The organism is Salinicoccus carnicancri Crm (assembly GCF_000330705.1).
GTDB classification, from domain to species: Bacteria; Bacillota; Bacilli; order Staphylococcales; family Salinicoccaceae; genus Salinicoccus; species Salinicoccus carnicancri.
Map to the genome: position 1 here is coordinate 400,616 of NZ_ANAM01000001.1, position 26,087 is coordinate 426,702.

27 protein-coding genes and 1 riboswitch are annotated in these 26,087 nt (G+C 48.8%); of the genes, 20 read left to right on the forward strand and 7 right to left on the reverse strand.

Annotated features, from left to right (window positions below):
- The first annotated feature begins 84 nt into the window (after positions 1 to 84).
- From C792_RS0102160 to C792_RS0102170, 3 genes are all read left to right on the forward strand, one after another.
- Positions 85 to 717, forward strand: coding sequence for a DsbA family oxidoreductase (locus C792_RS0102160; protein ID WP_017547795.1), 633 nt, complete (start codon positions 85 to 87; stop codon positions 715 to 717).
- Positions 718 to 776: 59 nt separating this feature from the next.
- Positions 777 to 823, forward strand: a riboswitch (PreQ1 riboswitch).
- 86 nt (positions 824 to 909) lie between these two features.
- Positions 910 to 1,398 carry a preQ(1) synthase gene (gene queF / locus C792_RS0102165; protein ID WP_017547796.1) on the forward strand — a complete coding sequence of 163 codons (489 nt, stop codon included), beginning with the start codon at positions 910 to 912 and terminating at the stop codon, positions 1,396 to 1,398.
- A gap of 55 nt (positions 1,399 to 1,453) precedes the next feature.
- Positions 1,454 to 2,092, forward strand: coding sequence for a queuosine precursor transporter (locus C792_RS0102170; protein ID WP_017547797.1), 639 nt, complete (start codon positions 1,454 to 1,456; stop codon positions 2,090 to 2,092).
- A 59-nt stretch (positions 2,093 to 2,151) separates the two neighbouring features.
- Here C792_RS0102170 and C792_RS0102175 read toward each other — a convergent pair whose 3' ends face one another.
- Entirely contained in the window at positions 2,152 to 2,436 is a 285-nt protein-coding gene (locus tag C792_RS0102175) for a hypothetical protein (protein ID WP_017547798.1), read from the reverse strand.
- A 115-nt stretch (positions 2,437 to 2,551) separates the two neighbouring features.
- On the opposite strand from C792_RS0102175, the gene C792_RS0102180 reads away from it, so the two are divergent.
- The 4 genes from C792_RS0102180 (at position 2,552) to C792_RS0102195 (ending at position 6,624) form a co-directional block, all read left to right on the forward strand.
- Positions 2,552 to 3,067 carry a GNAT family N-acetyltransferase gene (locus C792_RS0102180; RefSeq protein WP_017547799.1) on the forward strand — a complete coding sequence of 172 codons (516 nt, stop codon included), beginning with the start codon at positions 2,552 to 2,554 and terminating at the stop codon, positions 3,065 to 3,067.
- A gap of 75 nt (positions 3,068 to 3,142) precedes the next feature.
- The gene (locus tag C792_RS0102185) at positions 3,143 to 4,333 is read left to right on the forward strand and encodes a dicarboxylate/amino acid:cation symporter (protein ID WP_017547800.1); all 1,191 of its coding nucleotides are present in this window, start codon (positions 3,143 to 3,145) and stop codon (positions 4,331 to 4,333) included.
- A 158-nt stretch (positions 4,334 to 4,491) separates the two neighbouring features.
- A complete protein-coding gene (locus C792_RS0102190; RefSeq protein ID WP_017547801.1) occupies positions 4,492 to 5,643 on the forward strand; it encodes an MFS transporter in 1,152 nt (383 codons plus the stop codon).
- A 57-nt stretch (positions 5,644 to 5,700) separates the two neighbouring features.
- Positions 5,701 to 6,624, forward strand: coding sequence for a Rossmann-fold NAD(P)-binding domain-containing protein (locus C792_RS0102195; RefSeq protein ID WP_017547802.1), 924 nt, complete (start codon positions 5,701 to 5,703; stop codon positions 6,622 to 6,624).
- Positions 6,625 to 6,662: 38 nt separating this feature from the next.
- On the opposite strand, the gene C792_RS0102200 is transcribed toward C792_RS0102195, so the two are convergent.
- Positions 6,663 to 7,574 carry a LysM peptidoglycan-binding domain-containing protein gene (locus C792_RS0102200; RefSeq protein ID WP_017547803.1) on the reverse strand — a complete coding sequence of 304 codons (912 nt, stop codon included), beginning with the start codon at positions 7,572 to 7,574 and terminating at the stop codon, positions 6,663 to 6,665.
- 257 nt (positions 7,575 to 7,831) lie between these two features.
- Between C792_RS0102200 and C792_RS0102205 the strand changes: the two genes are divergently transcribed.
- From C792_RS0102205 to C792_RS0102235, 7 genes are all read left to right on the forward strand, one after another.
- Positions 7,832 to 8,446, forward strand: coding sequence for a Bax inhibitor-1/YccA family protein (locus tag C792_RS0102205; RefSeq protein ID WP_017547804.1), 615 nt, complete (start codon positions 7,832 to 7,834; stop codon positions 8,444 to 8,446).
- Between the two features lie 47 nt (positions 8,447 to 8,493).
- The gene (locus tag C792_RS0102210) at positions 8,494 to 9,213 is read left to right on the forward strand and encodes a YebC/PmpR family DNA-binding transcriptional regulator (protein ID WP_017547805.1); all 720 of its coding nucleotides are present in this window, start codon (positions 8,494 to 8,496) and stop codon (positions 9,211 to 9,213) included.
- Positions 9,214 to 9,235: 22 nt separating this feature from the next.
- Positions 9,236 to 10,009: an SDR family NAD(P)-dependent oxidoreductase gene (locus tag C792_RS0102215; RefSeq protein ID WP_017547806.1), complete on the forward strand. Its 774-nt coding sequence runs from the start codon at positions 9,236 to 9,238 to the stop codon at positions 10,007 to 10,009.
- A 146-nt stretch (positions 10,010 to 10,155) separates the two neighbouring features.
- The gene (locus C792_RS0102220) at positions 10,156 to 10,548 is read left to right on the forward strand and encodes a GntR family transcriptional regulator (protein ID WP_017547807.1); all 393 of its coding nucleotides are present in this window, start codon (positions 10,156 to 10,158) and stop codon (positions 10,546 to 10,548) included.
- Positions 10,532 to 11,437, forward strand: a complete 906-nt coding sequence (locus C792_RS0102225) for an ABC transporter ATP-binding protein (protein ID WP_017547808.1) — start codon at positions 10,532 to 10,534, stop codon at positions 11,435 to 11,437. Before C792_RS0102220 ends, C792_RS0102225 begins: the two co-directional genes overlap by 17 nt.
- A complete protein-coding gene (locus tag C792_RS0102230) occupies positions 11,409 to 13,442 on the forward strand; it encodes a DUF502 domain-containing protein (RefSeq protein WP_017547809.1) in 2,034 nt (677 codons plus the stop codon). The genes C792_RS0102225 and C792_RS0102230 overlap by 29 nt, the downstream gene beginning before the upstream one ends.
- A gap of 75 nt (positions 13,443 to 13,517) precedes the next feature.
- Positions 13,518 to 14,054, forward strand: coding sequence for a ribonuclease FAU-1 family protein (locus C792_RS0102235; RefSeq protein WP_017547810.1), 537 nt, complete (start codon positions 13,518 to 13,520; stop codon positions 14,052 to 14,054).
- Positions 14,055 to 14,094: 40 nt separating this feature from the next.
- Here C792_RS0102235 and C792_RS0102240 read toward each other — a convergent pair whose 3' ends face one another.
- Complete coding sequence (locus C792_RS0102240) at positions 14,095 to 14,973, reverse strand: SDR family oxidoreductase (protein WP_017547811.1); 879 nt, start codon at positions 14,971 to 14,973, stop codon at positions 14,095 to 14,097.
- 138 nt (positions 14,974 to 15,111) lie between these two features.
- On the opposite strand from C792_RS0102240, the gene C792_RS0102245 reads away from it, so the two are divergent.
- Genes C792_RS0102245 through C792_RS0102255 form a run of 3 tightly spaced genes read left to right on the forward strand, consistent with a single transcriptional unit; the run spans position 15,112 to position 17,690 of the window.
- Positions 15,112 to 15,969 carry a LysR family transcriptional regulator gene (locus tag C792_RS0102245; protein WP_017547812.1) on the forward strand — a complete coding sequence of 286 codons (858 nt, stop codon included), beginning with the start codon at positions 15,112 to 15,114 and terminating at the stop codon, positions 15,967 to 15,969.
- 27 nt (positions 15,970 to 15,996) lie between these two features.
- Positions 15,997 to 17,205: an MFS transporter gene (locus tag C792_RS0102250; RefSeq protein ID WP_017547813.1), complete on the forward strand. Its 1,209-nt coding sequence runs from the start codon at positions 15,997 to 15,999 to the stop codon at positions 17,203 to 17,205.
- Positions 17,205 to 17,690: a DUF456 domain-containing protein gene (locus C792_RS0102255; RefSeq protein ID WP_017547814.1), complete on the forward strand. Its 486-nt coding sequence runs from the start codon at positions 17,205 to 17,207 to the stop codon at positions 17,688 to 17,690. Before C792_RS0102250 ends, C792_RS0102255 begins: the two co-directional genes overlap by 1 nt.
- Positions 17,691 to 17,787: 97 nt before the next feature.
- On the opposite strand, the gene C792_RS0102260 is transcribed toward C792_RS0102255, so the two are convergent.
- Genes C792_RS0102260 through C792_RS0102275 form a run of 4 tightly spaced genes read right to left on the reverse strand, consistent with a single transcriptional unit; the run spans position 17,788 to position 21,687 of the window.
- Positions 17,788 to 18,837, reverse strand: a complete 1,050-nt coding sequence (locus C792_RS0102260; RefSeq protein WP_017547815.1) for an ABC transporter ATP-binding protein — start codon at positions 18,835 to 18,837, stop codon at positions 17,788 to 17,790.
- Positions 18,815 to 19,831 carry an ABC transporter ATP-binding protein gene (locus C792_RS0102265; protein ID WP_017547816.1) on the reverse strand — a complete coding sequence of 339 codons (1,017 nt, stop codon included), beginning with the start codon at positions 19,829 to 19,831 and terminating at the stop codon, positions 18,815 to 18,817. Before C792_RS0102265 ends, C792_RS0102260 begins: the two co-directional genes overlap by 23 nt.
- Positions 19,832 to 19,847: 16 nt before the next feature.
- Positions 19,848 to 20,768 (reverse strand): ABC transporter permease, encoded by a 921-nt coding sequence (locus C792_RS0102270; protein ID WP_017547817.1) that lies wholly within the window; start codon positions 20,766 to 20,768, stop codon positions 19,848 to 19,850.
- Positions 20,769 to 20,778: 10 nt separating this feature from the next.
- On the reverse strand, positions 20,779 to 21,687 hold the full coding sequence (locus tag C792_RS0102275; protein ID WP_017547818.1) for an ABC transporter permease: 909 nt from the start codon (positions 21,685 to 21,687) through the stop codon (positions 20,779 to 20,781).
- A gap of 383 nt (positions 21,688 to 22,070) precedes the next feature.
- Here C792_RS0102275 and C792_RS0102280 point away from each other — a divergent pair, with 383 nt between their 5' ends.
- From C792_RS0102280 to C792_RS0102290, 3 genes are all read left to right on the forward strand, one after another.
- Positions 22,071 to 23,741 (forward strand): glutathione ABC transporter substrate-binding protein, encoded by a 1,671-nt coding sequence (locus C792_RS0102280; protein ID WP_017547819.1) that lies wholly within the window; start codon positions 22,071 to 22,073, stop codon positions 23,739 to 23,741.
- Positions 23,742 to 23,947: 206 nt separating this feature from the next.
- A complete protein-coding gene (locus tag C792_RS0102285; RefSeq protein ID WP_017547820.1) occupies positions 23,948 to 25,660 on the forward strand; it encodes a glutathione ABC transporter substrate-binding protein in 1,713 nt (570 codons plus the stop codon).
- 111 nt (positions 25,661 to 25,771) lie between these two features.
- Positions 25,772 to 26,056: a hypothetical protein gene (locus C792_RS0102290; RefSeq protein ID WP_017547821.1), complete on the forward strand. Its 285-nt coding sequence runs from the start codon at positions 25,772 to 25,774 to the stop codon at positions 26,054 to 26,056.
- Positions 26,057 to 26,087 lie beyond the last annotated feature (31 nt).

Here is a 26,087-nt window from a genome sequence, read left to right on the forward strand (position 1 = left end):
GGCAGACAACAGGATAAAGGCCGCCCGGCCTGTTACAATATACATAAATAACCGGTTTTTACAAACCGGCAGGGAGGCATGTATATGAAAGTGGAGATCTGGTCGGATATCGGCTGCCCGTTCTGCTATATCGGCAAGAGGAATTTTGAAGCGGGAGTAGAGGAGTTTGCCGGGAAGGATGACCTGGAGGTTGTCTACCGCAGTTTCCAGCTCGACCCGACCGCAGAGAAGGAACCGGATGAGACCATGGCGGAGCTGCTCGCCAAAAAATACAACAAGAGTGTCAAGGAAGCGGAAATCATGAACAGTCAGGTCGCTGATACAGCAAAAGCTGCCGGACTTGAGTTCAATATGGAGAAAGTGGTGCCGTCAAACTCGAGGGATGCCCACCGCCTTGTCAAATTTGCCCGGGAGGAAGGGCTGGATGCCGAAGCGATGGACCGTCTCTACAAAGCGTATTTCACAGACGGCGTCAATGTCGCTGATACAGAAGAGCTGGTCGAGATCGGCACCGGTCTCGGACTTGAGGAGGAAAAAATCCGTGAAATGCTTGATAGCGATTTGTATAAGGAGCAGGTGATCGAAGATCAGAATGTGGCGAACAAACTCGGTGCACAGGGTGTGCCGCTCTTTGTCATCAACAGGAAGTACGGCATTTCTGGCGCACAGCCGCCCCAGGCATTCAAAGAAGCGCTGACCAAGGCCTACGAGGAGTAGGCAAAGCGTTCTTCCAATTGATGTGGGGATATAGTATAATAAGTCAGGTGCAAATGAATAGTGAAGAGGTTCTTAGCCCAAACCCTCTATAAAAAACTAAGACGCGGATCGATCATTGATGCCATGTGCCTTAGACGGGGTGCATGGCGTTTTTTTGTTGCAAAATGCATATATCTGAAAAGGAGAATCGTGATGAGTGAAGATTATACAAAAGATTTGAGCCTGCTCGGCAGCCAGGAGGTCAAATATGATTTTGACTATAACCCGGATGTGCTGGAAACTTTCGAGAATAAGCATCAGGACCGGGACTACTTCGTAAAATTCAACTGTCCGGAATTTACGACGCTGTGCCCGATAACGAACCAGCCCGATTTCGCAACGCTGTACATCAGCTACATACCGGACATCAGAATGGTGGAGAGCAAAGCTCTGAAGCTGTATCTTTTCAGCTTCAGGAATCACGGCGGCTTCCATGAAAACAGTGTGAACATGATCATGGATGATCTGATAGAACTGATGGACCCGAAATATATCGAGATATGGGGCAAATTCACGCCGCGGGGCGGTATCTCGATCGACCCCTTCTGCAACTACGGGCGCGCCGGGACGAAATATGAGCGCATGGCCGAACACCGCATGATGAATCATGACATGTACCCAGAGCACGTGGACAACCGCTGAGTTTTTAGAGGGCTGATAAGGATTTCTTCCTGAAGATATGAGGAGGAAATGATATATGTTATTTTATTTGACCGCACTTTTCTCAGGACTGCTGGTCGTCTCCAACATCCTGGGAGTCAAGCTTTTCGCGGTGGGGGAGTTCATGCTTCCTGCTGCAGTCATCGTCTACATGGCAACGTTTCTGATCACCGATGTCGTCGGGGAGGTATACGGCAAAAGAAACGCAAGGCGGATGGTACAGGCGGGGTTCCTTACGCAGCTCGTCGTTCTATTGTTCATCTACCTGGCGATAGAGCTGCCGCCGGCCCCCGCCTTCACCATGCAGGCGGAATATGAAATGATACTTGGCGGGAGCTTCCAGGTCATCGCCGCCAGCCTCGTTTCGTACATGGTTAGCCAGCATCTCGACGTATCGATATTCCACAGGCTGAAAGCCCGCCACGGCAAGCGCAGGCTGTGGCTCAGGAACAATGTGTCGGCGGTTGTCACGCAACTCGTGGATACGGTCATATTCATCACCATCGCCTTCTTTGGCACAGTGCCTTTTGAAGCGATGGTCGGGATGATTGCGGCGCAGTACGCCGCCAAGATGGTCATTGTACTTTTTGATACACCGATAGTCTATCTGCTTGTCAGGATGGCACGTGTCAGGGAACAGGGAGATGCGGGTTATGAAACCCGGGTCCAGATGTGAATTATCGGTCAACAAAGAAGAGCCGGCGCCAAGATGCGCCGGCTCTTCCTTCATTTATATCAGTTTTCCGCAGTTTCCGGATGCTTACCGAATGCAGCGGCTTTATACAGGTGATAGGCTGCCCCGAACAGTACCATGAGCGGCACGATTATGAGCACCAGGAAGAACAGTGATCCCCCGAATTCACGCAGTCCGAACGTTGCGAAAAAGTCTCCTGATGTCACTTCGGCAATGGGCGGATAGAAGCCGTATACGTAGATCAGACCGATCACAACCAGTGTGAACAGGTAGAAAATCATGTTTGAGATGTGGTAGGCCCTCGTATACTTATCGAATTTGAACATTTTACAAAACCCCTCTGTATTAATTCTCAATCACATTATACACTATTGATATGCACATATGAACAGTAAAATAGTGAAAATAGAGATTTGTGAGAAAATTGAAGGAGAGGTCAATATGACTTTGAGGAAAGCGGAAAGAAACGATCTGGCGCGCGTGATGGAAATAACAAGGGCGGTCGTGCCATTGATGCAGGCTGCGGGCAATACGCAGTGGAGTGATGCATACCCCGGGCTGCCGCGTTTTGAGCAGGACTGTAATAACGGCTCCCTCCATGTATACGAAGAGAAAGGGGGGATAATGGGTTTCGTCGTGGTTGATGATGAACATCCGGAAGCCTATGGCAAGATTGGATGGGAGGTTCCGCAGTCGAAAAGCGCAGCGATGCACAGGATGGCGGTGGACCCGCAAAGCCAGGGGAAAGGATTTGCAGGACATATGGTGAAAAGTGTAGAATCCATGTTGGTGGATGCAGGGTATGCTGGTATTCACACCGATACATCGTTGGAAAATGAAAAAATGCAGCACCAGTTTGAAAAGCGGGGCTTTGAATTCAGAGGCCGGCTTCATCTGGATGAAAATGAAGACGATTGGTACGTTGCGTATGAAAAGGTTTTCAAAATGGACAAATAGTGTACAATTTAAACCTTCTGTTATCCATGCCAATGAGGTAATATGGAATCATTACATAAGTAGGGGGAATTTTAGGTGAAGTTATTACTTAAGCTGATTGCTGGTATCATCGTCGGTATCACGGTCGGTTCACTGTATTATGGGGTGGATGCAACAGGGGGGCTGGAAACATTCCTTACGCTGCTTGCAAGGTTGTTCGTAACGATAGAATCACTGCTCGGCGGATTCATATTCTTCATGATTCCACTGATCATCCTGTTCTTCATCACGAACGGTATTTCAAAAATCGGGGAAGGATCGGGCAAAGTTGTCGGTGCGACGCTGGGTACGGCGTACCTGTCAACTTTGGGAGCCGGTACATTGGCCTATCTCGTGGCGATGTTCGTAATGCCAAAAATCACGGACGGCGGCAGTGTGCCGGAAGAGTCCGGCGGACTTGAACCATTTTTTGAATTTGAAATCGCGCCGCTGATGGATATTCTGACAGCGCTTGTGCTGGCATTTGCGTTCGGCATCGTCATCACACTTACGAAGTCACAGCTGATGGCAAAATGGTTCGAAGAAGGGAAGAACATCACCGAGTTCCTCATCGAGAAAGTGGTCATCCCAATCCTGCCGTTCTACATCGCGGGAGTGTTCGCGGGAATGGCTTCAGAAGGGACAATCTTTACCACACTTGCAGTCTTCGGTGTCGTCCTGCTTGTAGCTGTACTCCTGCACTGGGTATGGATCATTGTCCAGTACTCGATTGCGGGTGCCGCACTGGGCAAGAACCCGCTCAGAATGATCAGGAACATGATTCCGGCCTATTTCACAGCCCTGGGCACGATGAGCAGTGCTGCAACAATTCCGGTAACGCTCAAACAGACCAAACAGAACGGCATCCGCAACAGGATTGCGGACTTTGTTGTTCCGCTCTGTGCAAACATCCATCTCTCGGGAAGTACGATCACGATCGTCAGCTGCTCAATCGCAGTGATGTCGGTGCTTCCGGAATATGAGCTGCCAGGATTCGGAGCCATGTTCGGCACGATCATGCTGCTCGGTGTCGTAATGATTGCTGCACCGGGGGTGCCGGGCGGCGCAATCATGGCTGCGAGCGGCATACTGATGTCGAACCTCGGATTCAGTGAGGCGGCGGTTGCATTCATGATTGCGCTCTACATGGCGCAGGACAGCTTCGGCACAGCTGCAAACATTACAGGCGACGGCGCTGTCAGCGCAATCATCGATGCATATGAACAAAAATTGAATAAGAAGGCGTGAATGACACAGCCGCCGGGTGACATACAGTTACCCGGCGGCTGGTTTATTTTCACACCTTTACAAAATGAGTGTCATCGCCTGAGCCATCCAGTCCCTCCTGCGTTGAAAAATTGTTATAATACAGAGTGGCAGTAAAAATCAGTTAAAGGAAAATTCAAATGCACAAATTTTTATATATCATTATTGTAATATGCTTCCTGGATCTGTTCATCCAGCTTCCGATCATCACACCGTTCGCGATTTCCCTCGGAGCGAGTGAATATACAGCCGGTATCATTGTTGCTGTATATTCACTGTTCAACATGGCGGGAAACGTTTTCGGCGGGTATTTTTCAGATAAGATCGGCCGGAAGAATATGCTGGTGTCCGGCATGGCGCTTCAGGTGCTGATCATCCTGACGTACACGATTGTGCCGTCAGTGAGCCTGCTGCTCCTCATACGGGTGGTCCACGGGTTTTCAAGCGGTCTTTTGACACCGGCTGCATTCAGCCTGGTGGCGGACATATCCAAAAAGGCGACAATCGGCCGTTCCATGGCGCTGACCGGTGTCTCGATCGGCACAGCAGCGGTAGCAGGCCCCGCCCTTGGCGGAATCATCTCGAGCCAGGCCGGCTACCAGATGGTCTATCTTGTCCTCGCCTGCATATTTATCTTTGGGCTGCTCCTTCTGCTGCTGACGGTGAAGGAAAGTACGACAGAGGAGACGAGAGAAATCCACTATTCCACAAATTACTGGGAAATCATCAAAAGGCCGTCACTCATCGTGGCATATGTCTCAGCGTTCACGCTGATGATCTCCAATGGTTCCCTGGCTTTCGGCCTGCCGCTGAAGACCGCGGCCCTCGGTCTGTCCGACCAGTCCACGGGGGTGATGCTGAGCGTCTTCGGCATCACGGCCATCATCGTATTTGCCACGCCGTTCAACCGGATCTACAGCAGATACAGTCCGGTCGTCCTCGTAAGCACGGGCATTTTCATTGTTGGCATATCGATGATACTGCTGCATTTCATCCCTTCGGCAGCACTGGTGTATATGACCATGGTGATATATGGCGCAGGGTTCAGCCTGATCTTCCCATCAATGAATAAGATCATCGGACAGAATACGGAGATGCACGAGCGTGGCAAAGCGAACGGAATATTCTATTCCTACTTTTCGATCGGTTCCGTGGCAGGATCGTTCCTGTCAGGGATTTTTGCCACTTATTTCGAAACGCCCTTCCTGTTCATCGGCGTCACAATTATCCTGCTGCTCAGCCTCATCTTCATCGCCCACAGGAAATCGATGGGGAATGTTGAAGCACTGTAATGGTGTTTTTATATGCTGCACATGCGGGTAATCAGTACTAAGTAAGGAAGTGAGAATATGGAAAACCTGCTTTTGATGGGGATACATGGCAGAATCGGCCGGCATCTGTACCATGAACTGAAAGACACTTATAACCTGTTCGCCTTTTCCAGCCCCAATCAGGATGACAGCAATCTTGACATCACGCTGTTGAAAAACGATCTGTTCATCCTCCCGGAAGTGGAAAAGGCACTTTCGGATATAGATGCCGTCGTCTTTTTCGAAGACCCGATCATGCGTCTGAACCGTCTGACACAGGGGCGCTTCGAAGATCTGTATGTGCTGATCGCGGATAATATCGCACGGGCGTGTGAGATGAATGAAGTCCATCAGATCATATTTGTGGAGGATGAAGTCAGCCCGGATTACATGAAGGAGGTACTGGGTGCATACGGCGCGGATGTAAATGTCACTTCCACACCGGTGAAAAGATATGGGAAGAACCTGTCCTACAAGACTTCGGATTACAACAATGTGAGGAGTGTGCAGCGGGCGCCGCTGCCGCCGGGCTGGACGGTGAAGGATGTCGGGCGGTACTATTTCGAATGGCTGGATGAGATACTGTACGGCATGATCAATGTGGAATTTTCCGGCAGGCTCATAAAAGTGAATTTTGCCAAAATCAGCCGTCCCGTCCTGATCATCGAGTATGATGGGGAGGCAAGCTACAACGGCGTGGAAATATACCGCATAAAAGGCGGCGGACTGTCGAAAAGGGAACCGAACAAAACACCGAGACTCGAGTTCCGTGCACTTACAGGAAGAAACGAATTCATCATAGCACTGCACGATTTTGAGCCCAAACTGCCGTGGGCAGTCTACATGATGACACAGGCGCCTATACACAGTCTCGTCAACCGTATATACCAGGTGGAAATGATCATCAACACCGAAGCGCCGAGGAGCGGATCAAAACAGCGCAAAAACGGACCGGGACACTAAAGAATCCCCCTCAGACTGATCCTGAGGGGGATTTGTCATTAATGGATGAAGTTGTGCCCGGACACCTGGGAGGAGCTGATTGTCCTGAAAGTCTTGACACCCTGGCCGCTGCCAAAGTTCATCTCAGAAACAAGGATGGAGCCGTCGGAATTGATTCTCTCAACGATCGCAACATGGCCCATGCCCCATGCGGAGTTTGTCCATGCATTCGCCTGCAGGATTGCGCCCACTGAAGGTCTGCTGCTGACTGAATAGCCCTGGCTTCTTGCCGCGTTATCCCAGTTGGATGCATTGCCCCAGTTGTTGCCGACCGGTTTGCCGAGCTGCTGTCGGCGTTCAAAGACGTACCATGTGCAGTCTCCCCAGTAGTAGTAGTTCTTACCGTAGGATACATTGGACGGTGATGGAGCAGATACTGACGGGCTCTTCGGCTCTTCTTTCTTCTCAGATGCAGAAGAGCTGTCTGAAGAAGACTGGGAACTGCTGGAACTTGATGAAGAACTGCCGTTCACAGTAAGCTTCTGACCCGGGTAGATCAGGTGTGATGAAATATTGTTGCTGTTCATCAGAGTCCTGTAATTCATGCCGTGGGCCCTTGCAATGCTGCTGAGTGTGTCGCCGGCTTTTACAGTGTATGTACCGCCTGTCTGACTGTCAGAGCTGCTGGAATCTGATGAGGAACTGCCGGAGCTCTCTGAGCTGCTGGATGACGAAGATGAATCTGCGGAGCCGCTTTTGCTCACTGTCAGCGTCTGGTTCACCAGGATCAGATCTGAGGACAGGTTATTCCATGATTTAAGCTGTGAAACGGATACACCGTTTTCCTGGGAGATTTTCCAGAGCGTGTCCCCGCCTTGTACTTTATATGTAGATGATGCTTCAGCGTCGTCCGCCATGCCGTAGGCAGCAAAAGCAGCTGTTGCTGTGAGTGCTGTGATGACTTTTTTCATTTGATTTGTTATCCTCCCTGAATTCTAATAAGATTATATGTAGTCCATTATGTTTATGTTCAAAAACTTTCAGATGTCTGTAGTTCACTTTGAATATGATAGCAGATAGAGGAAGATAATGGTGTTTTGTAATGCAATTGTAATATAAATAAAATATTTGGTATATAATCTGAAAATTACAGCAATATAAATGCTGCGCTGAAACGTTAACAGAGGAAATTTCAGGGTAGTTAAATATATATGAATGGAGGCATTGGATGGCCAACTCAAAAAACCTTAAGCTCGTATGGCTGTATTTTGCCTATTACTGGGTGATTTTCGGCATCGGCACCTATTTCGGCCAGTATCTGCCCGATGCATGGCGGCCGACGGCGTCCATGGTGGTATTCGGCATCCTGATGATTTCGCTGTTCGTACGCGGATTCAACCGCAGCGGCCCGGTCATCAGCCATATTTATGCAATCCTGATCGGGGTGGTCTCCTATGGCCTGTTCGAATCGTTCATCAGGGATTTCGGCCCCGGGGTATTCTACCGCATCGTACTGCTCGGGATACTTGTCTTCCTGTTCTTTGGGGTCATCGGCTATTTTTTCCTGCGGGATATCACACACTGGGGAAGGTATTTATTCGTTGCGCTGCTGGTACTGATCTTTGCATCACTGATGAGCTTTTTCATCGATCTGCCGTATCTCCATCTGGGCATAACGGTTGTGGGTCTCATCCTGTACGTGCTGTTCACGATGTATGACTTCAACAGGATGAAGAACAGGAAATTTTCCGAAAGGGAAATGGGATTCAATCTGTTCATCAATCTGCTCATCATCATCAAACGCATGCTGAGACTGTACCGCTACATGAATAAAAACCGTTGAGATGATATATTATATAAAAGAAAACTGATTTGAAGGAAGATGAGAACATGGGAAGAAAGTGGAATAACATTAAAGAGAAAAAAGCTCAGAAAGATCAGAGCACAAGCCGGGTGAATGCAAAATTCGGCCGTGAGATATACGTGGCGGCCAAAAAGGGCGAGCCGGATCCTGAGAGCAACCAGGCACTCAAAGCGGTGCTGGACCGCGCGAAGACCTATTCTGTGCCCAAGCACATAATCGACAAGGCGATTGACAAGGCAAAAGGCAGTGATGATGAGTCATTCGATGAACTGCGCTACGAAGGTTTCGGTCCTGAGGGCTCCATGCTGATAGTGGATGCACTGACGAATAACGTCAACCGGACAGCCTCTGATGTACGGGCTGCCTTCGGAAAAAACGGCGGCAACATGGGTGTCAGCGGAGCAGTCAGCTATATGTTCGAATCTAGGGCGGTATTCGTCTTTGAAGGGTTTGATTCAGAAGAGACGATGATGTATCTGATGGAGAACGATGTGGACGTAGAGGATGTCACTGAAGAGAACGGGTATACAGTTGTATATGCAAATGCCCAGAGTTTTCATGAAGTGAAACGGGCGCTCGATGAAATGGGTGTCGATGAATATGAGGTTGCGGAACATACAATGATTGCCCAGAACGAAGTGAACTTGGACGATGAAGCATTGGAGCAGTTTGAAAAGCTGATCGAAGCACTGGATGATCTTGAAGATGTATCTAATATTCATCACAACGTTAACCTGGGTGCTTAAAGTATAAGAGGGGGGAGAATTCATGGATTTTGGATATGAAGGAAAGGCAGTCGTCATTACAGGATCGAGTAAAGGGATCGGGCGCAAAACAGCCGAACAGATGGTAAAACTCGGTGCAAAAGTGATGCTTGTGGCCAGGGGCGAGGAAGACCTCATCAAGGCGAAAGATGAGATTTCCCGACATGGCGAAGTGGACTATGTCCAAATGGATGTGACTGAGGAAGATGCAGCAGATAAAATCATCGATGCCACCGTCAGCAGGTTCGGCAGGGTCGATATACTCATCAATAACGCCGGCGGATCATTCGCCAAAGCGTTTGAAGATGTGGAAATATCCGACTGGGAACAGGACATCGACCTCAAGCTGATGGCGGCGGTCAGAGTATCAAAAGCAGCTTTGCCGCATCTGAAAGAGAACGGCGGAGCGATATTGAACATGACGGCTGTACTTGGAAAAACCCCGCCTCCTTCCTCTCTGCCGACCACAGTTTCCCGTGCAGCTGGTATGGCAATGACAAAAGCGATGAGCAAAGACCTGGGTCAATACAACATTCGGGTGAATGCTGTATGTATCGGTCTGATAAAGAGCGACCAGATTATGAAGAAGTGGAAATCGGATGCGCCGGATTTAAGCTGGGAAGAATACGCACGGCTGGATGAACACAACATCCCGCTCGGCCGCATTGGTGATACAGAGGAAGCGGCCAATGTCATTACGTTCCTGTGTTCCGACCTTGCATCATACGTCAGCGGAGTTGCCGTCAATGTCGACGGCGGTTCTGGCCATGCGCTCTAGAAAAAATATTTTGATTGAATTCCCCGGAATGCAAGATGCCTGATTTAATCTGCATTCTGGGGAATTTTTTGTCAAAAACCTATTGTCAAAAAACTGTACTAACTGTATTATATAAAACGATACAGTTAGTGTAGGGGGGTGTGCATGTGTTTAAACTGGATTTTAAGAGCAGGATTCCAATATATGAGCAACTGGTACAGAGGATAAGGCAGCTGATCATACAGGACGTTTTGAGGTCTGGAGAAAAGCTTCCTTCTGTAAGAAGCCTGGCACAGGAATTGACAATCAATCCGAATACGATTCAAAAAGCGTATCGGGAACTGGAAAGAGAAGGATATATCTATTCGTTGCCCGGTAAGGGGAGTTTTGTAAACGAAATGAGAACAGAAATCAATCAAAAACAAATTAAAATGCTGTCAGATGAATTGGAAAAAATCATCCAGAAACTGCTTAAAATGAATGTCCCCAAAGAATATTTAAAAAATCTTGTAGAACATGCGGACCAGGGAAAGGAGGATATCAATGAGAATGGAAACTAAAGCGCTCGATAAATCATTTGGCAGCCAAAAGGCGATCAGCAATGCAGCTCTTTCGATTGAACCAGGGACGATTCATGGACTGCTCGGATCCAACGGAGCGGGCAAAACAACGTTTATGAAGCTGCTGGCGGGTGTCTACAAACCGGATGCGGGAGACGTTTTATATGATGGGCAAGAAATATTTGAAAACCCTGATATTAAAGATGATGTACTGTTTATCCATGACGTGCCTTATTTCTTCAGCGGAGTCAGTTTGAATGATATGGCGGCATTCTATAAGGGGATGTACTCAAACTGGTCCGATAAACGGTTTGCCCAACTGACCGCGCATTTTAAACTGGATTCCAAAAAAGCTCTTTCACAACTATCTAAAGGAATGAAGCGGCAGGCCTCTTTCGTACTTGCTTTCTCCGCCTGTCCGAAGGTGATGCTGCTCGATGAACCATTTGACGGACTGGATCCAATCGTAAGGCATCAGGTAAAAAACATCATGGTGCAGGATATTGCCAATCACGGGATGACGGTCATTGCTTCAAGCCACAATTTACGGGAAATGGAAGACCTATGTGATTCCGTCTCCATAATGCACAAAGGTGAGTTACTGTTCCATAGGGACCTCATAGAAATCAAAGGGACGCACTGCAAAATCCAGATTGCCTTCAACACCTTGCCCGATCAGGCATTCTATGAACACCTGGGAGTCGTCCATCATGAAGCGAAAGGAAGGATAGTCACATGCATCGTCAAAGGTGATCTAGAGAACATAGAGAAGAAAGTGACGCAATATAACCCGCTAATGTATGATATCCTGCCGCTGACACTTGAAGAACTATTTACTTACGAAATGGGGGAAAAAGGGTATGAAATCAGCAACATCATTGTTGAATAGAACATTACTCATCCATTTCATGGGACGCGTCTTCTGGCTTACTGTCCTCTACCTGATCGGAAATATCCTGGTACAGCCGTTCGTATTGTGGGTCCAATCCGTCAATATGAATAATACGGTTCAGGGGGACGGAGGGGATATTCCGGATAACCCGCTCGAATTAACTGCGGAATTCCAACTTGCCGGCGGCATGATCTATGCCGTACTGCTGGTGCTCTTCTTATTCAACTACCGCAACAGGGAAGATTCGGTCGACTTCATGCACAGCCTGCCTGTAAAAAGACACAGGATGATGAGCCATCTGATTGTGGCCGGTCTGATCCACATTACTGTACCGCTCCTAATCACAGCGGTCATCCTGTTCTTTGAAAGATACATTCTGAGTTTTGACATCGCACTGCAGGACCTGCTCCTGTGGCTGGTTTATTCACTGTTTGTACTTTATGTGATTTTTGCGATTTCGCTGTTTGCAGGATTGCTTGTAAACAGTATTTTCAACCATCTGCAGGTGGTTATCATCATGTTTTTCCTGCCGGTGATTTTTTGGAATCTCAACGTTTCCACGGCCGGCATTTTATTCGACGGCATTGCAAACGGACCGTCTTCCGCAGTCCCTGGAGATGGCGGAGTGACGAGTGTTGTCATAGACAATACTTTCCCGATATTTGCAGTGCAGCAGATTTCGATGGGCTTTGAATTATGGAAGATGATCATATGGTTTGCCACAGGCATGGTGTTCATCATTTTGTCCTACGTCCTGTACAACAGAAGTAAAAATGAAAATGTCCATTATAATTTCAATCATAAATGGGTGAGGAACCTGCTGGTCGCCCTCCTTTCAATCACGGGCATGCTGATGGTCGGGCTGGTGATTTCATTTGCCCTGCCCGTTTCAATTGTCGTCACGATGCTTGCATTAGGCATCGGCCTGATATTCTCGTACATCGTCACGGAGATGTTTTTCCAGGGCGCAGCCAGAATCAGTTTGAATACCAGATCCATCATCACAACACTGATATTGATGGCTGTGTTCTGGATCGTCTTCCTTACGGGATGGAACCAGTATGTCTCCCATGTGCCTGACGCTGAAGAGGTGGAGAGTGTCAATATTAGCAGCGATTATACAGGCAGTGATTACGGTACGTACCGCGGAGCGGCGGATGCGGTGAGTGACGATTTCCTCTATATTGACGACAGGGAGTTGATTGAGCGCACGGTCGCATTCCACCGGGCTGCGGTAGACGGCGAGAAGACTTCGAACCAGGATGCACAAAGAGATGTGCTGGAAATCAGCTATAAGATGAAAGACGGCAGCTATATCGAGCGACAGTTCAGCAGGCTCGAAATGGAGGAGGACATGCGTGCAGTCATGGCGGATATGCTTGACGGCAGACGGTTTGCCAACGCCTACGATATCCTGTTTAATATCGAGAAGCCGGAGGCAGTCTCTTCTATAGAAATAAACGGACTGAATGGATTTTTACAGTTCAATGAAAAAGAGGAAGTAGAAGCTTTCATCAAAGATTACCAGACAGCGGCCCATCAGATGCCCGAATCGGCGACGATGAGAGACGTCCGGAATGCCTCCCTTGCCTGGACGAATGTGCGTTTCCCGGAGACGAATTACTACGGCGATGCCTCCATCTATAATGAAGCACTGCAGGAGCGCATCATGGACACGAGCAGCCTTGCGGAATTCCTGGGGATATCGGATGTAGGGGAGCTGTATACTGTGTCTCTCTCTCCTGAAGAAAAAGAGGAATTTCTGGATGATTACAACCTTTTGACATTTGATCAGCTGGAAAGTGAATATGATCTGCAGGTTGTTGAGCCGGAAGGCCGGGCCTCTCTTTCTGAATCTATTAATGCAGGGAATCTGGATGCAGACGGGGGTGAAATACTGTTATACAGAGCAGCGAATACAGGGGCGCATAACCCTGAAAATGAAGAAGGGACTTACGATACAAAGGCTTCAGAGACACATATCATACTCGGTATTGACTAACGGGTTCCATCCGGTCCATATTCCTTCACATTTTCCCCGGAATTTCTGTATAATCAGGGGAAGGAGATGAGTGTGATGAAGACCAAGTATCTCGATAAAAGAGGGTGGAGACGTCTCCTCCAATCCGATTACCATGAAAAGATCATTCAATATGAAGGTGAAAAAATACTGACCGGCATTATAGAAATAAGAAAAGTCAGATCACCGCTAACGGTGCCGATACTTAATCAGACGGTGCTTGTGTGTGATGACGGGTTCCGGTGGCTGCAGATACTGCCTCAAAACCGGAACTACAGTCTTACAGTGATGTATGATGAACACGGACAGGCAGTCCAGTATTATTTCGACATCAATATCAAACATTTTCTGGAACCCGGAAAGGCGAGAAGGGTTGATGTATACCTGGATGTGCTTGCACTGCCTGACGGCCGCTATGAGCTGGTGGATGAATTTGATATCAGACGGGCAAAAAAGCGAGGGGAAGTATCAAAAAAACAGTTTGATTTCGCTTATCGGGTCGCCGATGAGGTCATGGGGGGATTGGAGAAGGATTTCAATCAATTCGAGAGAATGGCGTCACACTGCTTAAAACAATTGGATATGAAAAAATAAACGCCAGTCGACTGACTGGCGTTTAGTGATGTACGGATATTTAGCTGGTCATATAGTCTCCACCGTTTATGTGCATGACCTGGCCGGTCATATAGTTTGCGTCCGGGGAGGCGAGGAAGACATAGGCTGGCCCGAGTTCCGACGGCTGGCCGCGGCGTCCCATCGGCGAAGTGCCACCATGATGTTCCACTTTTTCGGCGCTGAAACTTGCCGGAATCAGCGGTGTATAGATGGGACCGGGGGCAACTGCGTTTACGCGGATGCCTTTTTCTGCAAGATTACCGGCGAGTGAACGTGTAAGCGAAGTGATGGCCCCGTTGGTTGCTGCATAATCCATGAGGTCAGGCGAGCCGTTGTATGCTGTAATGCTCGTCGTATTGATGATGCTGTCGCCTTTTCCGAGGTGCGGGAGGGCAGCCTGTGTCAGGAAGATAATGCCGTAGATGTTGGTTTCGAATGTCTCCCTTACCTGTTCCTCCGAAATATCCAGGAAATCCGTCGTCGGATACTGGACGCCTGCATGGTTGACAAGGATGTTCAGCTTCCCGAACTTCTGGAGAGTGAAATCTACAAGTGCACCGCATTCCTCTTTCTTCTTCACATCAAATGGATAGATGGCACATCTGGCACCGTGGGCTTCGACCATTTTCTTCGTATCTTCAGCATCTTTGTGCTCGTCAAGGTAGCCGATGACGACATCCGCCCCTTCCTTTGCATAGAGCAGTGCCACAGCACGGCCGATACCGGAGTCTCCCCCGGTGATTATGGCTGTCTTATCCTGCAGTTTCCCGCTGCCTTTGTAGTACTCCGCATGGTATAGGGGCTTAGGATCCATTTCCCGTTCAACGCCCGGTTGCCGGTCCAGCGTGTAGCCGTCAATCTGCTCGTCTATTTTCTCAAATTTGTTCTTCTCGGCCATCTTTAATATCAACTCCCGTTTTATTGTATGTGTATGGTATATACCCAGACAGTACTTAAGCCACACAAATTACAGTCTGAATATTGAATGTGGTGGAATTTATGATAAGATTTCCTTATGTATGAAAGGATGTTGGCCATGAAAGTCGATGATTATAAATTGCTGGTAACACTGGATGAAACGAAAACATTGAGGCGTGCTGCTGAAAAGCTGTTCATTTCCCAGCCGGCGGTCAGTCAGAGATTGAAATCGATCGAGGATGAATGGGGAGTGAAAATTTTTGTCAGGACAAAAAAGGAACTTTATGTCACGGGCGAAGGGGAAAAGATCATTGAACACGCAAGAAGTGTGGTGGAGAAGGAATCGCTCGTAAAAGAATATATAAGGATAAATCAGAACTCTATACAGGGTAATCTGTCCATCGGCGTTTCCTCCCTTATCGGACATACCATATTGCCGGAGATTGTTGCGCAGTATCTGAATCTCTATCCGAACGTCAACATCAAGATCAAAGTGGGCTCTTCGCAGCAGATCATTGAAGAGCAGAATGACTTCCATATCGCGATTGTGCGCGGGAACCGCATGATGAACAAGCAGAATGAACTGCTGTTCATCGACAAGCATTACCTCGTGACGCCGAAATCGAATGAAGGGGACAGAGCCCTCCCGATCATCGAGTTCCAGGCGGACCCCATCTATCTGAGTGAAATAGAACAGTTTTTCGAGCAGCGTTTCAATCGGAAATATGATCCGCAGATCAAAGTCGATCAGATTGCAACATGCAGGGCCCTGCTGCTTGAAGGCATCGGTGTGACAGTACTTCCCGAAATTGTGTTGGACGATTTTGATGAGGACAAGTTCAATCTCGATGAAGTGCTCTTTGACGGCCGGCCGATTACAAGGGACACCTATATCGCATTTGATAACAGTGTGCTCGAACTGCCGCAGGTCAAAGCATTCCTGACGCTCGTCCGGACTTTTGTCAACGCTTCCTGAGCAAAACTTAATGAAAGAATGGTATAAATGATCAGAGACCTTTTTCAAATACAGAACTATAAACTGTTCCTGTTCAACATGACACTCCTTGGCATGGCCGTCTCCCTGACCGCACCGTTCCTGGTCATATTCATGACAGAGACACACGGCATGCCCACTTCCACGTACGGTATTTTCATGGCGTTTGTTGCCATCGGCAGCTTCTGCATGAATACGATCATAGGGAGGAAGAGTGACACCCTGAACTTCGATCGTAAATACCTGATACTCGCAGCGCTTGTGATGATGGTCATCGCTTTCTCGACCTTCCTCTTCATCGGTAATGTCTGGCTGCTCGCTCCGGCGTACATACTGTTCGCTGCACTCGGGGCCCCCGCCATGCCCCAGCTGTACGCCTCAGCGCGGGAATCCATAAATGCCTACCGCTCGAGCCTTGCTGTGATGGCCAATACAGTGCTCCGTTCGATGTTTTCGTTCGGCTTCCTGTTCGGACCGCTGATAGGTTCGGTGCTGCTTGGCATATACGGATTCAAGGGGCTGTTTTCCGGTACGGTGCTCATGTTCATCATCGTACTGGGCCTGTCATTCCTCATCCGGCCGGCCGCCGGGAGAGAAGTGCCGGAAACGACGCTTGAGGTCATGAATTATGAAGAGCCAAAAGCGCCGAATCTGATGAAGAACATGATGCTTCTGATTCCGTTTGCAGCATTTACCATGCTTCATGTGGGACAATGGATGTATCTGCTCAATATGCCGCTCTACGTGACGAACTATCTGGGCGAACCGGAAAGTGCGGTGGGTATACTCGCAAGCCTTTGCGCAGGGCTTGAAGTGCCTTTCATGATATTCATCGGTTATACAGCCGGTAAGATAAGCACGAAATCGCTGTTGATTGCCGCCGGATTTTTAGGAAGCATGTACTTTCTCTCCATCGGCATTTTCAACGACTTCACCATGATGGTGATCGGGCAGGTGCCGCTGGCTCTGTTCCTTGCGGTGCTCCTCGGCCTCGGGATCAGCTACTTCCAGGATCTGCTGCCGCAGTTCCCGGGCTATGCATCGACACTGTTTGCGAATGCCATGATCATCGGACAGCTGCTCGGCAACCTGCTCGGCGGGGTCGCGGGTGACATGGTTGGGGTGGAGAACTCGTTCTTCATCTCCGGCGCATTTTTATGCGTGGCATTCATATTGTTTTTCTTCACTAAAACAGAAATTAGAAAAGGAGAAGTTTGATGGACATACTTTGGTGGATTATTATTGCTGCTTCTATCATTCTTGGTTTTGCGGGACTGGTGTTCCCCGTCCTGCCTTCAATACTCATGTTCTGGGTCGGTTTTCTGGTGTTCCACTTCGCCGTGGACCCGGAGGGGCTGTCATGGATGTTCTGGATCATTGTGTTTATTCTGACGCTGCTCGTCCTGTTCAGTGACTTCATAGCAAACAGCTACTTTGTCAAACGCTACGGCGGTACAAAACGCGGAGAATATGCGGCGGTCGCCGGTGTCATCATCGGGATGTTCGTATACCCGCCGTTCGGTGTCATCTTCGTGCCGTTTGTCTTCGTGCTGATTGTCGAGCTGATCGGCTCCAGGGATATGGACCAGGCGTTCAAAGCCTCCCTCGGCTCACTGCTTGCCTTTTTGTCCAGTACGATATTCAACGCACTGATCTATCTGTTCATGACGATCTGGTTCCTGCTGGATGTACTGGTCTTCTGATAATGAAAATACCGCCTGCACAGCCGATGTGTACAGGCGGTATTTTTCAGTTTTTGGAATCTTCTTGTTCCTTCACCATACTATCATTGCCCATGTCCTATTCATTAAGAGCTTTGCGGACGTTCGTCATTTCGTATTTCGCTTCATGTTTACCGGCCTGGATATCAAGGGCATAGTGGCATGCCACTGTATGTTTGCCCTCATAGATTTCATCCTTTGCTTCCAGTACAGGCGTTTCTTCACGGCATTTGTCCGTGGCGAATGGGCACCTTGTATGGAATCTGCAGCCAGACGGCGGGTCGATCGGTGACGGTACATCCCCGCGCAGGAAAATGCGTTCTGATTTCTTTTTCGGGTTCGGTACCGGTATCGCCGACAGCAGTGCCTTCGTATACGGATGCTGAGGGTTTTCGAAGATGCTTTTCGTTTCACCCATCTCAACGATCTTACCGAGGTACATGACGATGATCCTGTCGGAAATGTGCCGTACGACACCGAGGTCGTGTGCGATGAACAGGAAGGTCAGATCCATTTCACTCTGCAGCCTTTTCAGCAGGTTCAGCACCTGCGCCTGAATGGATACGTCCAGTGCACTGACCGCTTCGTCACAGATGATGAGCTTTGGATTTACGGACAGCGCCCTTGCGATACCGATTCTCTGACGCTGACCGCCTGAGAACTCATGGGGGAAGCGGTCGATCTGGTGCTTTTGGAGCCCTACCGTCTCCATCAGTTCGATGATCTTGTCGTTACGTTCTCTTTTCGGTACGACGCTCTGGATCTCCATAGCTTCATTCAGTGTCTGTCTCACCGTTTTACGCGGGTTGAGGGATGCGTAAGGGTCCTGGAAGATGATTTGCATATCCGACCTCATTTTGCGCATTTCGGCTTTGCTCAGTCCGAGCACATCCTGTCCATCAAATTCGACGGTTCCTTCTGTCGGTTCGTCCAGCCGCAGGATGGCGCGGCCGGTGGTTGATTTGCCGCAGCCCGACTCTCCGACGACCGATAAGGTCTCCCCTTTGTTGAGGGTGAATGAAATATCATCCACAGCTTTGACATGGTTGACAGTACGACCGAGGAAGCCGCCTTTGATCGGGAAGTATTGTTTAAGGTTCTCCACCTTAAGAAGTTGTTTCGTTGTCATAGACTTTTACTCCCTTCTCTCCATCCCACTGTTCAGTATAGATCCAGCATCTTACGTCATTGCCGTCTTCCTGGGTTTCCAGTTCGGGCAGTTCTCTGCATATGTCCGATGCATGTGGACAGCGCGGTGCGAAACGGCAGCCGGAAGGCATTTCGTCCGGAGCCGGCACACTCCCTTTGATAGGCACGAGTTCATCCTGGTCGATATCATGGCGGGGAAGTGAGTTGAGCAGCCCGACAGTATATGGGTGTCTGGGATTTTCGAATAAAGTTTCGATGTCCGCAAATTCAACAACTTTGCCGCAGTACATGACCGCAACGTAGTCGCATGTCTCTGCAACAACACCAAGGTCGTGTGTAATCATGACCACACTCATTCCGATTTCTTCCTGAAGGTTCTTGATGAGTTCAAGTATCTGCGCCTGGATTGTGACATCAAGCGCTGTAGTCGGTTCATCCGCGATAAGCAGTTCAGGCTTGCAGGCGAGTGCCATCGCTATCATGACACGCTGTCTCATCCCGCCTGAAAGTTCATACGGGTATTGGTCCACCCGTTTTTCAGGGGAAGGGATGCCGACAAGCTCAAGCATTTCAATGGCGCGTTTCGTCCCTTCCCTTTTGCCGAGTCCCTGGTGGATCTTATATGCCTCCCTGAGTTGCTGGCCGATGGTATATACAGGGTTAAGTGAAGTCATCGGCTCCTGGAAGATCATCGAGATTTCATTCCCTCTTATGTTTCTCATCCTTGAGCCTTTTGCTGTTGTAAGCTCTTCGTCTTTGAAGCGGATGCTGCCCCCGACGATCTTACCCGGATCGTCAATGAGTTGAAGGATGGACAGTGCGGAGATGCTTTTCCCCGATCCGGACTCACCGACAATGCCGAGCGTTTTGCCTTTTGGCACTTGGAAAGTTACTCCGTCCACCGCTTTGATTTCATTGCCTTCCACGAAGAAGGAAGTCCTGAGATCATTTATATCGAGTATATTTTCTGACACGTATGTCACTCCCAACTTAGTTTAAATCTACGCGTTTGTTGAGGAACCTGTAGGAAATGTCCACGACCAGGTTCACTACTACGAAACTGACAGAGATGACAAGTATTGCGCCCTGCACGACAGGGAAGTCCCTCTGCAGTATGGAATCGATGATCAGACGGCCCAGGCCGTTGATCGCGAATACACTTTCGGTCAGTATGGAACCGCCGAGGAAATAGCCGAACTGGAGCCCGATTACTGTTACGACCGGAATCATGGCGTTTTTGAGCGCATGGCGGAAAATGACGATGCGTTCTTTGACACCTTTGGCACGGGCGGTCCTTATATAGTCCTGGGACAGTACATCCAGCATGCTGCTCCGTGTCATACGGGCAATGATTGCGGCACCGGCTGTTCCCAGGGCGATGACCGGAAGGGCAATCTGATTCGGGTCCCCCCAGCCTGTCGGTGCAAACCAGCGCAGTTCTATGGCGAACCATTGGATGAGCATGAGTCCGAGCCAGAAGTTTGGCATGGAGAGGCCGAACAGTGCAACGACCATCAGTGCAACATCGGAGAAGGAGTACTGGCGTGCGGCGGAAACAATGCCTGCCAGAAGTCCGACCACGACTGCGAAAATTGTTCCGTAGATGGCAAGTTCCATTGTGATGAAGAACCGTGGTCTTATATGGTCGAATACCGGAATGTTGTCACGGATGGACACCCCGAAATCGAGCTGCAGGGCACTGCCCAGGAAATTGAAGTATTGTATATGAAGCGGATCATTCAGTCCGAGACGCGCTTCGATGGCCCTTACTGTTGCTTCCGGCGCACTTTCGCCGGCCATGATTACAGCCGGATTGCCCGGAGTCAGGTGCATCAGACTGAATACGAGTATCGTCACACCAAGAAGTACAGGAATGAGCTGTAAAAGTCTTCGGATTATAAAAGTAGTCATGTAATGCCTCCTATTTCTTCATTTTCGGATCGAGAGCGTCTCTCAGACCATCCCCGAATAAGTTGAATGCGAGTACGACAATAACGATCATCATACCAGGGAAGAATGTGATATGGCTTGCCTGGTACATATAGTTTCTACCGTCGTTGAGCATGGCACCCCATTCAGGAGTTGGAGGCTGTACGCCAAGACCGAGGAATGAAAGTCCGGCAGCAGACAATATTGCCGTAGCGATGAACAGCGTCGTATTTACAATGATCGGTGACATGATGTTCGGAAGGATATGCTGGAAGATGATCTTTCCGTTTTTCGCCCCGAGTGCGCGGATCGCATCCACATACTCGAGTTTTTTCGTCGTCAGTGTGGAACCGCGTACAATTCTGGCAAACTGGGGAACAGCCCCGATTGCGATGGCGATTGTCACATTTATAGTGCTGCCGCCGAGTACACTGACAATTGCAAGTGCGAGCAGGATGCCCGGGAATGCGAGCAGGATATCCATAATCCTCATGATGACCGTATCCACCCAGCCGCCGAAGTAGCCAGAGATGATGCCCAGAGGGACACCCACGAGACCGGCGAGGAAAGTGGCTGCAAAGCCGACACCCAATGTTATGTACATGCCGTGGAGTACACGTATGAATATGTCACGTCCGAGATGATCGGTTCCGAACCAGTACTCGGCTGACGGCCCCTGAAGTTTGGCTGTCAGGTTCGTAGCGTTTGAACTGACGCCGGTTATACCATAATTTGCATCTATTGCGCCGAATATTGAGACGAAAAAGAAGAATAATAGCACGTAGAAACCTACGAGGGCAGACTTATTCTTTTTAAGGCGCTTATAGAAATCTTTCATGCTTTTCACCCTGGGATTGACCGGTTTGGTCTCCAGGGCGGTTTCTTTGGAAACGACTGCCATTTGTTGACCCCCTAATAATTCTGAATGAATTTAAGAAAAATTCTAAAATGTCCTTTAGTAATAATAACGTTACAGGGGGGAGATAGCAATACAGTTTCAGTAAATTCTGAATGGGTCAACATTACTAATTATGCAAAAACTTAAATTTAGTGTAATAAGTTTTTATTAGCTCTATGTATAAGGTATTGTAAAGTTAAATATTAAACTATTTTATATGGTAGAAACACGGCCAGAGATGGCGGGGAAATACTTTTTAATATTTCTGAATATTTGGTATTGCGGGAATACTCGGTCTGATATAATATAGCATTATCCATGCAGGGTTTATTTTACAATTCAGTCGATGGGATCAAATGGATTCATAGTTCAGAAGGGGGAAAATCATGAAGCATTTCTGGAAGATATTGTTGATGGGCATTTTCGTACTGGCGCTGGCAGCATGTACGGATGACAGCGAGGTCGAACCTGAAGGTGGTGAAGGCGGTGAGACTGCAGACGGCGGGGATATGACCCTGGCATTCCCGAGTGATGCTGTATCGATGGATCCGCACGGCAGCAACGATGTGCCGTCGGAACAGGTCCGTGATACCATCTATGAACCGCTGGTGACACAGGATGAAAACCTTGAGATCGTACCGGCGCTTGCGAGTGAGTGGGAGCAGAAAGATGATACGACATGGGAGTTTACATTGCAGGAAGGTGTCAAATTCCATGATGGTTCTGATTTTAATGCAGAAGCGGTCAAGGCGAACATCGACCGTCTGCTGGATCCGGCGACGGCTTCGGCCCGGGCATTCCTGCTTGAAATGGTTTCTGAAGTGAATGTGATTGATGAACATACAGTGGAAATTGTTACGGAATATCCGTTCGCACCTCTCCCGGGCCATCTTTCCCATGGTGCGGGCAAAATGATCAGCAAGGAACTCATTGATGAGGACTATCAGAATGCGATTGATGAAGCCGGTCTAGATATGACACCGGAGGAATATTACGAGCTCCGTGCCGACGGGGGATCGGAACACGAAGAAGCGGCTGATGCAATGGGGCAGCACATAGGTACAGCCGTTGAGCAGAATCCGGTGGGGACCGGATATATGAAGTTTGAGAGCAGGACACCAGGCGAAAGCACAAGCCTTGTTGCCAATGAAGACTATTGGGGCGGTGCACCGAATATCGATTCGGCAACGTTCAAAGTGGTATCCGAAACCGGTTCAAGACTCGCCGAGCTTGAAACTGGTTCATCCGACTTCATCGCACAGGTTGAGTCCAGCAATATCCAGAGGGTGGAAGAGAATGAAGATGTAACACTGGAACGTACGGATTCAGTTTCCATCGACTACATCGGATTCAATACCCAGAAAGAGCCGTTTGATGATAAACGCATCAGACAGGCAATCACCCATGCATTCGACAAGGAGGCAGTGCTTTCAGGAGTATACAATGATTCAGGCACCCCGGCTGCTGCACCGCTTGCCCCGGGGGTGCTGGGTTATGATGAAAACCTGGAAGGCCCTGAATATGATATGGATAAAGCCAGGGAACTGCTTGCAGAAGCAGGATATGAGGACGGGTTTGATGTGAACCTGATGGTGAACGATGACAACCCTGAGCGGGTCGACATGGCTGTCTGGCTGCAGGAGTCACTCGCAGAACTGGACATCAACGTCACAATCGAGCAGGTTGAGTGGGGCGCATATCTTGAAATGACGGGCAGTGGAGAACATGACATGTTCATCCTTGGCTGGTCGAACTCCACAGGCGATCCGGACAATGGCATCTCGCCGTTGTTCCATTCCGATATGGTCGGTGCCCCGGGCAACCGTTCATTCTTTGAGAATGATGAACTGGATGCCCTGCTCGATGAAGGGAAGCGCGAATCGGACCAGGATGCGAGAGAGGAAATCTACAAAGATGCCCAGGAACTACTTGTAGAAGAAGCGCCCGCCATCTTCGTCAGACACTCTGAAAACCTGAATGCCTATCAGAATTCTGTGGAAGATCTCGGTATCGACAGCTACAACATCTTTGACCTCAGAGACGCATCGGTGGAATAATTTCAATTTATCTGAGAAAAAAATGAAAGTTAAAAAAAGGCTGGACCCCTTGTGCCAGAAGGCATAGGGGAATAGTCTTTTTTTTGTTATGGTTTGCATTATTGTAAAAAGTTAGAAAATTCACCTTGAAGCGCTTTCCTGCTTCAGGTATTATGGGGGTAATTAAATACATAATATTTAATTAAAAATTATTAGGAGGAAAGAAAATGAAAAATTTAAAACTGCTTCTTATGCTGAGCATGGTTTTAATTTTGTCATTTGCTCTTGCAGCCTGTACGGACGACAGCGAAGTCGAGCCTGAAGGCGATTCAGCCGAATCCGGTGAGGGTAACGGGGAAGAAGCGGCTGACGGAGGCGAAGGTGGAGAAGGCGGAGATCTGGTCATTTCCGAGACGAGCGATATCGTCAGCCTGGATCCACACGGAAACAATGACGTACCGTCAAGTAACGTGCGTTCCAACATCTATGATACGCTGACAGTACTTGATGAGAATATGGAAGTCCAGCCGGGACTTGCGACGGAATGGGAAGAGGTTGACGATACTACATGGAGGTTCACCCTCAAGGAAGGTGTCACTTTCCATGACGGAAGTGATTTCACCGCTTCCGATGTGGCAGCCAACTTCAACCGTATTCTGGATCCTGCAATGGCGTCACCACGTATGTTCCTGTATGAAATGATCACGAATGTGGAGGCCGTTGACGATTATACTGTCGAAATTACGACGGAATATCCTTTCGGGCCGCTGCTTGCGCACCTGGCGCATGACGCCGGCGGTATGCTGAGTGAGGAAGTCATCGATGCAGACTATGAACAGGCGCTCGCGGATGAAGACATGACAGTAGAGGAATACTATGAACTCCGCAGCGAAGGCGGGGAAGAACACGAAGAAGTTGCGAATGCAATCTCTGATAATATGGGGCAGCATGTCTCTGATAATGCGATAGGTACGGGGCCGTTTAAAGTCCAGTCCCGCGCTCCGGGTGAAAATGTAGTGCTTGAAAGAAATGACGAATACCATGAAGATCCGGTTGCACTTGATACTGTAACTTTCAAAGTAATACCTGAGACGGCAGCACGTATTGCCGAAATCGAAACAGGTGCAAGTCATATTGCAGGGCAGGTCGGCTCAAGCAATATGGAGCGTGTGGAATCCAACCCGGATACAACGCTCGATAATACTGAATCATTGTCCCTTTCATATATCGGCTTCAACGTTGAGAAAGAGCCGCTGAATGACGAAAAAGTGCGTCAGGCTATTTCTCATGCGATTGACCGCGAGGCCATCATCGATGGTGTCTATGAAGGTGTAGGCACTCCTGCGAAAGGGCCGCTCGCACCTGATGTCTTCGGTTATGATGAAGATGTTGAGGGCATTGAATATGACCTTGACCGTGCAAAAGAACTCATGGCGGAGGCCGGTTATGAAGATGGCTTCTCCATCGATCTATGGACAAATGACGAGCAGCAGCGTATAGATACTGCGGTATACCTCCAGGAGGCGCTCAAAGAAATCAACATCGACGTGAATGTTGAACAGCTTGAGTGGGGTGCGTACCTTGAAAGGACTGCGCAGGGCGACCATGATATGTTCATCCTTGGCTGGTCCACTGTAACGGGTGATGCTGACTACGGCATGTATCCACTGTTCCATTCAGAGATGGTCGGGGATCCGGGTAACCGTTCATTCCTCGAGAATGAAGAGCTCGATGCACTGCTTGAGGAAGGACGTATGTCCACAGATCCTGATGAAAGACTTGAAATATACAGAGAAGCACAGGAAATGCTGGTGGACATTGCTCCGATGGCGTATATCCACCATCAGAACTACCTGACAGGCGTGCACAATTCGGTTCAGAACTTTGAAGTGGATGCACTGGGTATCTATCAGCTGGATGAAGTGACTATGAGTGAATGATAAATTCAGGGCTTTCCGCACTTGCGGAGAGCCCTATTTTTATTGTCTGAAGTTTCTCAAGTATCCAATGAAGTGCTATAATGTTAGGGAAGATGCGTGAAGGGTGATTGGATGAAAAGATTGGCAGGTGCAGCGCTGGTGCTGACACTCGTACTTGCAGGATGCGGCGGGGAGGAGAACCAGGCTGAGAAGGATCTGGATAAGATCAATAATCAGATCGGGGACCTCGAGAATAAGATCAAGAATCTCAAGAGCGAGAACGATCAGCTGGAAAAGAACATTCAGATAAAGGAAGAAGAACTGCAGAAGCTGCAGGAAACGGAACGAAGCGGTCAAACAGGCGGCAGCGACACTTCCGAAGATGAATCCAGCGAGGAAGAGGACCCGGAACCTTAAACGATTACACTACTGTCTGAGAGGGAATGCA

What these genes read in the sequence shown, in the direction of transcription:
- C792_RS0102160 (WP_017547795.1), top strand. Translation starts at nt 85, where the DNA reads ATGAAAGTGGAGATCTGGTCGGATATCGGCTGCCCGTTCTGCTATATC.
- queF (WP_017547796.1), top strand. Translation starts at nt 910, where the DNA reads ATGAGTGAAGATTATACAAAAGATTTGAGCCTGCTCGGCAGCCAGGAG.
- C792_RS0102170 (WP_017547797.1), top strand. Translation starts at nt 1,454, where the DNA reads ATGTTATTTTATTTGACCGCACTTTTCTCAGGACTGCTGGTCGTCTCC.
- C792_RS0102175 (WP_017547798.1), bottom strand. Translation starts at nt 2,436, where the DNA reads ATGTTCAAATTCGATAAGTATACGAGGGCCTACCACATCTCAAACATG.
- C792_RS0102180 (WP_017547799.1), top strand. Translation starts at nt 2,552, where the DNA reads ATGACTTTGAGGAAAGCGGAAAGAAACGATCTGGCGCGCGTGATGGAA.
- C792_RS0102190 (WP_017547801.1), top strand. Translation starts at nt 4,492, where the DNA reads ATGCACAAATTTTTATATATCATTATTGTAATATGCTTCCTGGATCTG.
- C792_RS0102195 (WP_017547802.1), top strand. Translation starts at nt 5,701, where the DNA reads ATGGAAAACCTGCTTTTGATGGGGATACATGGCAGAATCGGCCGGCAT.
- C792_RS0102200 (WP_017547803.1), bottom strand. Translation starts at nt 7,574, where the DNA reads ATGAAAAAAGTCATCACAGCACTCACAGCAACAGCTGCTTTTGCTGCC.
- C792_RS0102205 (WP_017547804.1), top strand. Translation starts at nt 7,832, where the DNA reads ATGGCCAACTCAAAAAACCTTAAGCTCGTATGGCTGTATTTTGCCTAT.
- C792_RS0102210 (WP_017547805.1), top strand. Translation starts at nt 8,494, where the DNA reads ATGGGAAGAAAGTGGAATAACATTAAAGAGAAAAAAGCTCAGAAAGAT.
- C792_RS0102215 (WP_017547806.1), top strand. Translation starts at nt 9,236, where the DNA reads ATGGATTTTGGATATGAAGGAAAGGCAGTCGTCATTACAGGATCGAGT.
- C792_RS0102225 (WP_017547808.1), top strand. Translation starts at nt 10,532, where the DNA reads ATGAGAATGGAAACTAAAGCGCTCGATAAATCATTTGGCAGCCAAAAG.
- C792_RS0102230 (WP_017547809.1), top strand. Translation starts at nt 11,409, where the DNA reads ATGAAATCAGCAACATCATTGTTGAATAGAACATTACTCATCCATTTC.
- C792_RS0102235 (WP_017547810.1), top strand. Translation starts at nt 13,518, where the DNA reads ATGAAGACCAAGTATCTCGATAAAAGAGGGTGGAGACGTCTCCTCCAA.
- C792_RS0102240 (WP_017547811.1), bottom strand. Translation starts at nt 14,973, where the DNA reads ATGGCCGAGAAGAACAAATTTGAGAAAATAGACGAGCAGATTGACGGC.
- C792_RS0102245 (WP_017547812.1), top strand. Translation starts at nt 15,112, where the DNA reads ATGAAAGTCGATGATTATAAATTGCTGGTAACACTGGATGAAACGAAA.
- C792_RS0102250 (WP_017547813.1), top strand. Translation starts at nt 15,997, where the DNA reads ATGATCAGAGACCTTTTTCAAATACAGAACTATAAACTGTTCCTGTTC.
- C792_RS0102255 (WP_017547814.1), top strand. Translation starts at nt 17,205, where the DNA reads ATGGACATACTTTGGTGGATTATTATTGCTGCTTCTATCATTCTTGGT.
- C792_RS0102260 (WP_017547815.1), bottom strand. Translation starts at nt 18,837, where the DNA reads ATGACAACGAAACAACTTCTTAAGGTGGAGAACCTTAAACAATACTTC.
- C792_RS0102270 (WP_017547817.1), bottom strand. Translation starts at nt 20,768, where the DNA reads ATGACTACTTTTATAATCCGAAGACTTTTACAGCTCATTCCTGTACTT.
- C792_RS0102275 (WP_017547818.1), bottom strand. Translation starts at nt 21,687, where the DNA reads ATGGCAGTCGTTTCCAAAGAAACCGCCCTGGAGACCAAACCGGTCAAT.
- C792_RS0102280 (WP_017547819.1), top strand. Translation starts at nt 22,071, where the DNA reads ATGAAGCATTTCTGGAAGATATTGTTGATGGGCATTTTCGTACTGGCG.
- C792_RS0102285 (WP_017547820.1), top strand. Translation starts at nt 23,948, where the DNA reads ATGAAAAATTTAAAACTGCTTCTTATGCTGAGCATGGTTTTAATTTTG.
- C792_RS0102290 (WP_017547821.1), top strand. Translation starts at nt 25,772, where the DNA reads ATGAAAAGATTGGCAGGTGCAGCGCTGGTGCTGACACTCGTACTTGCA.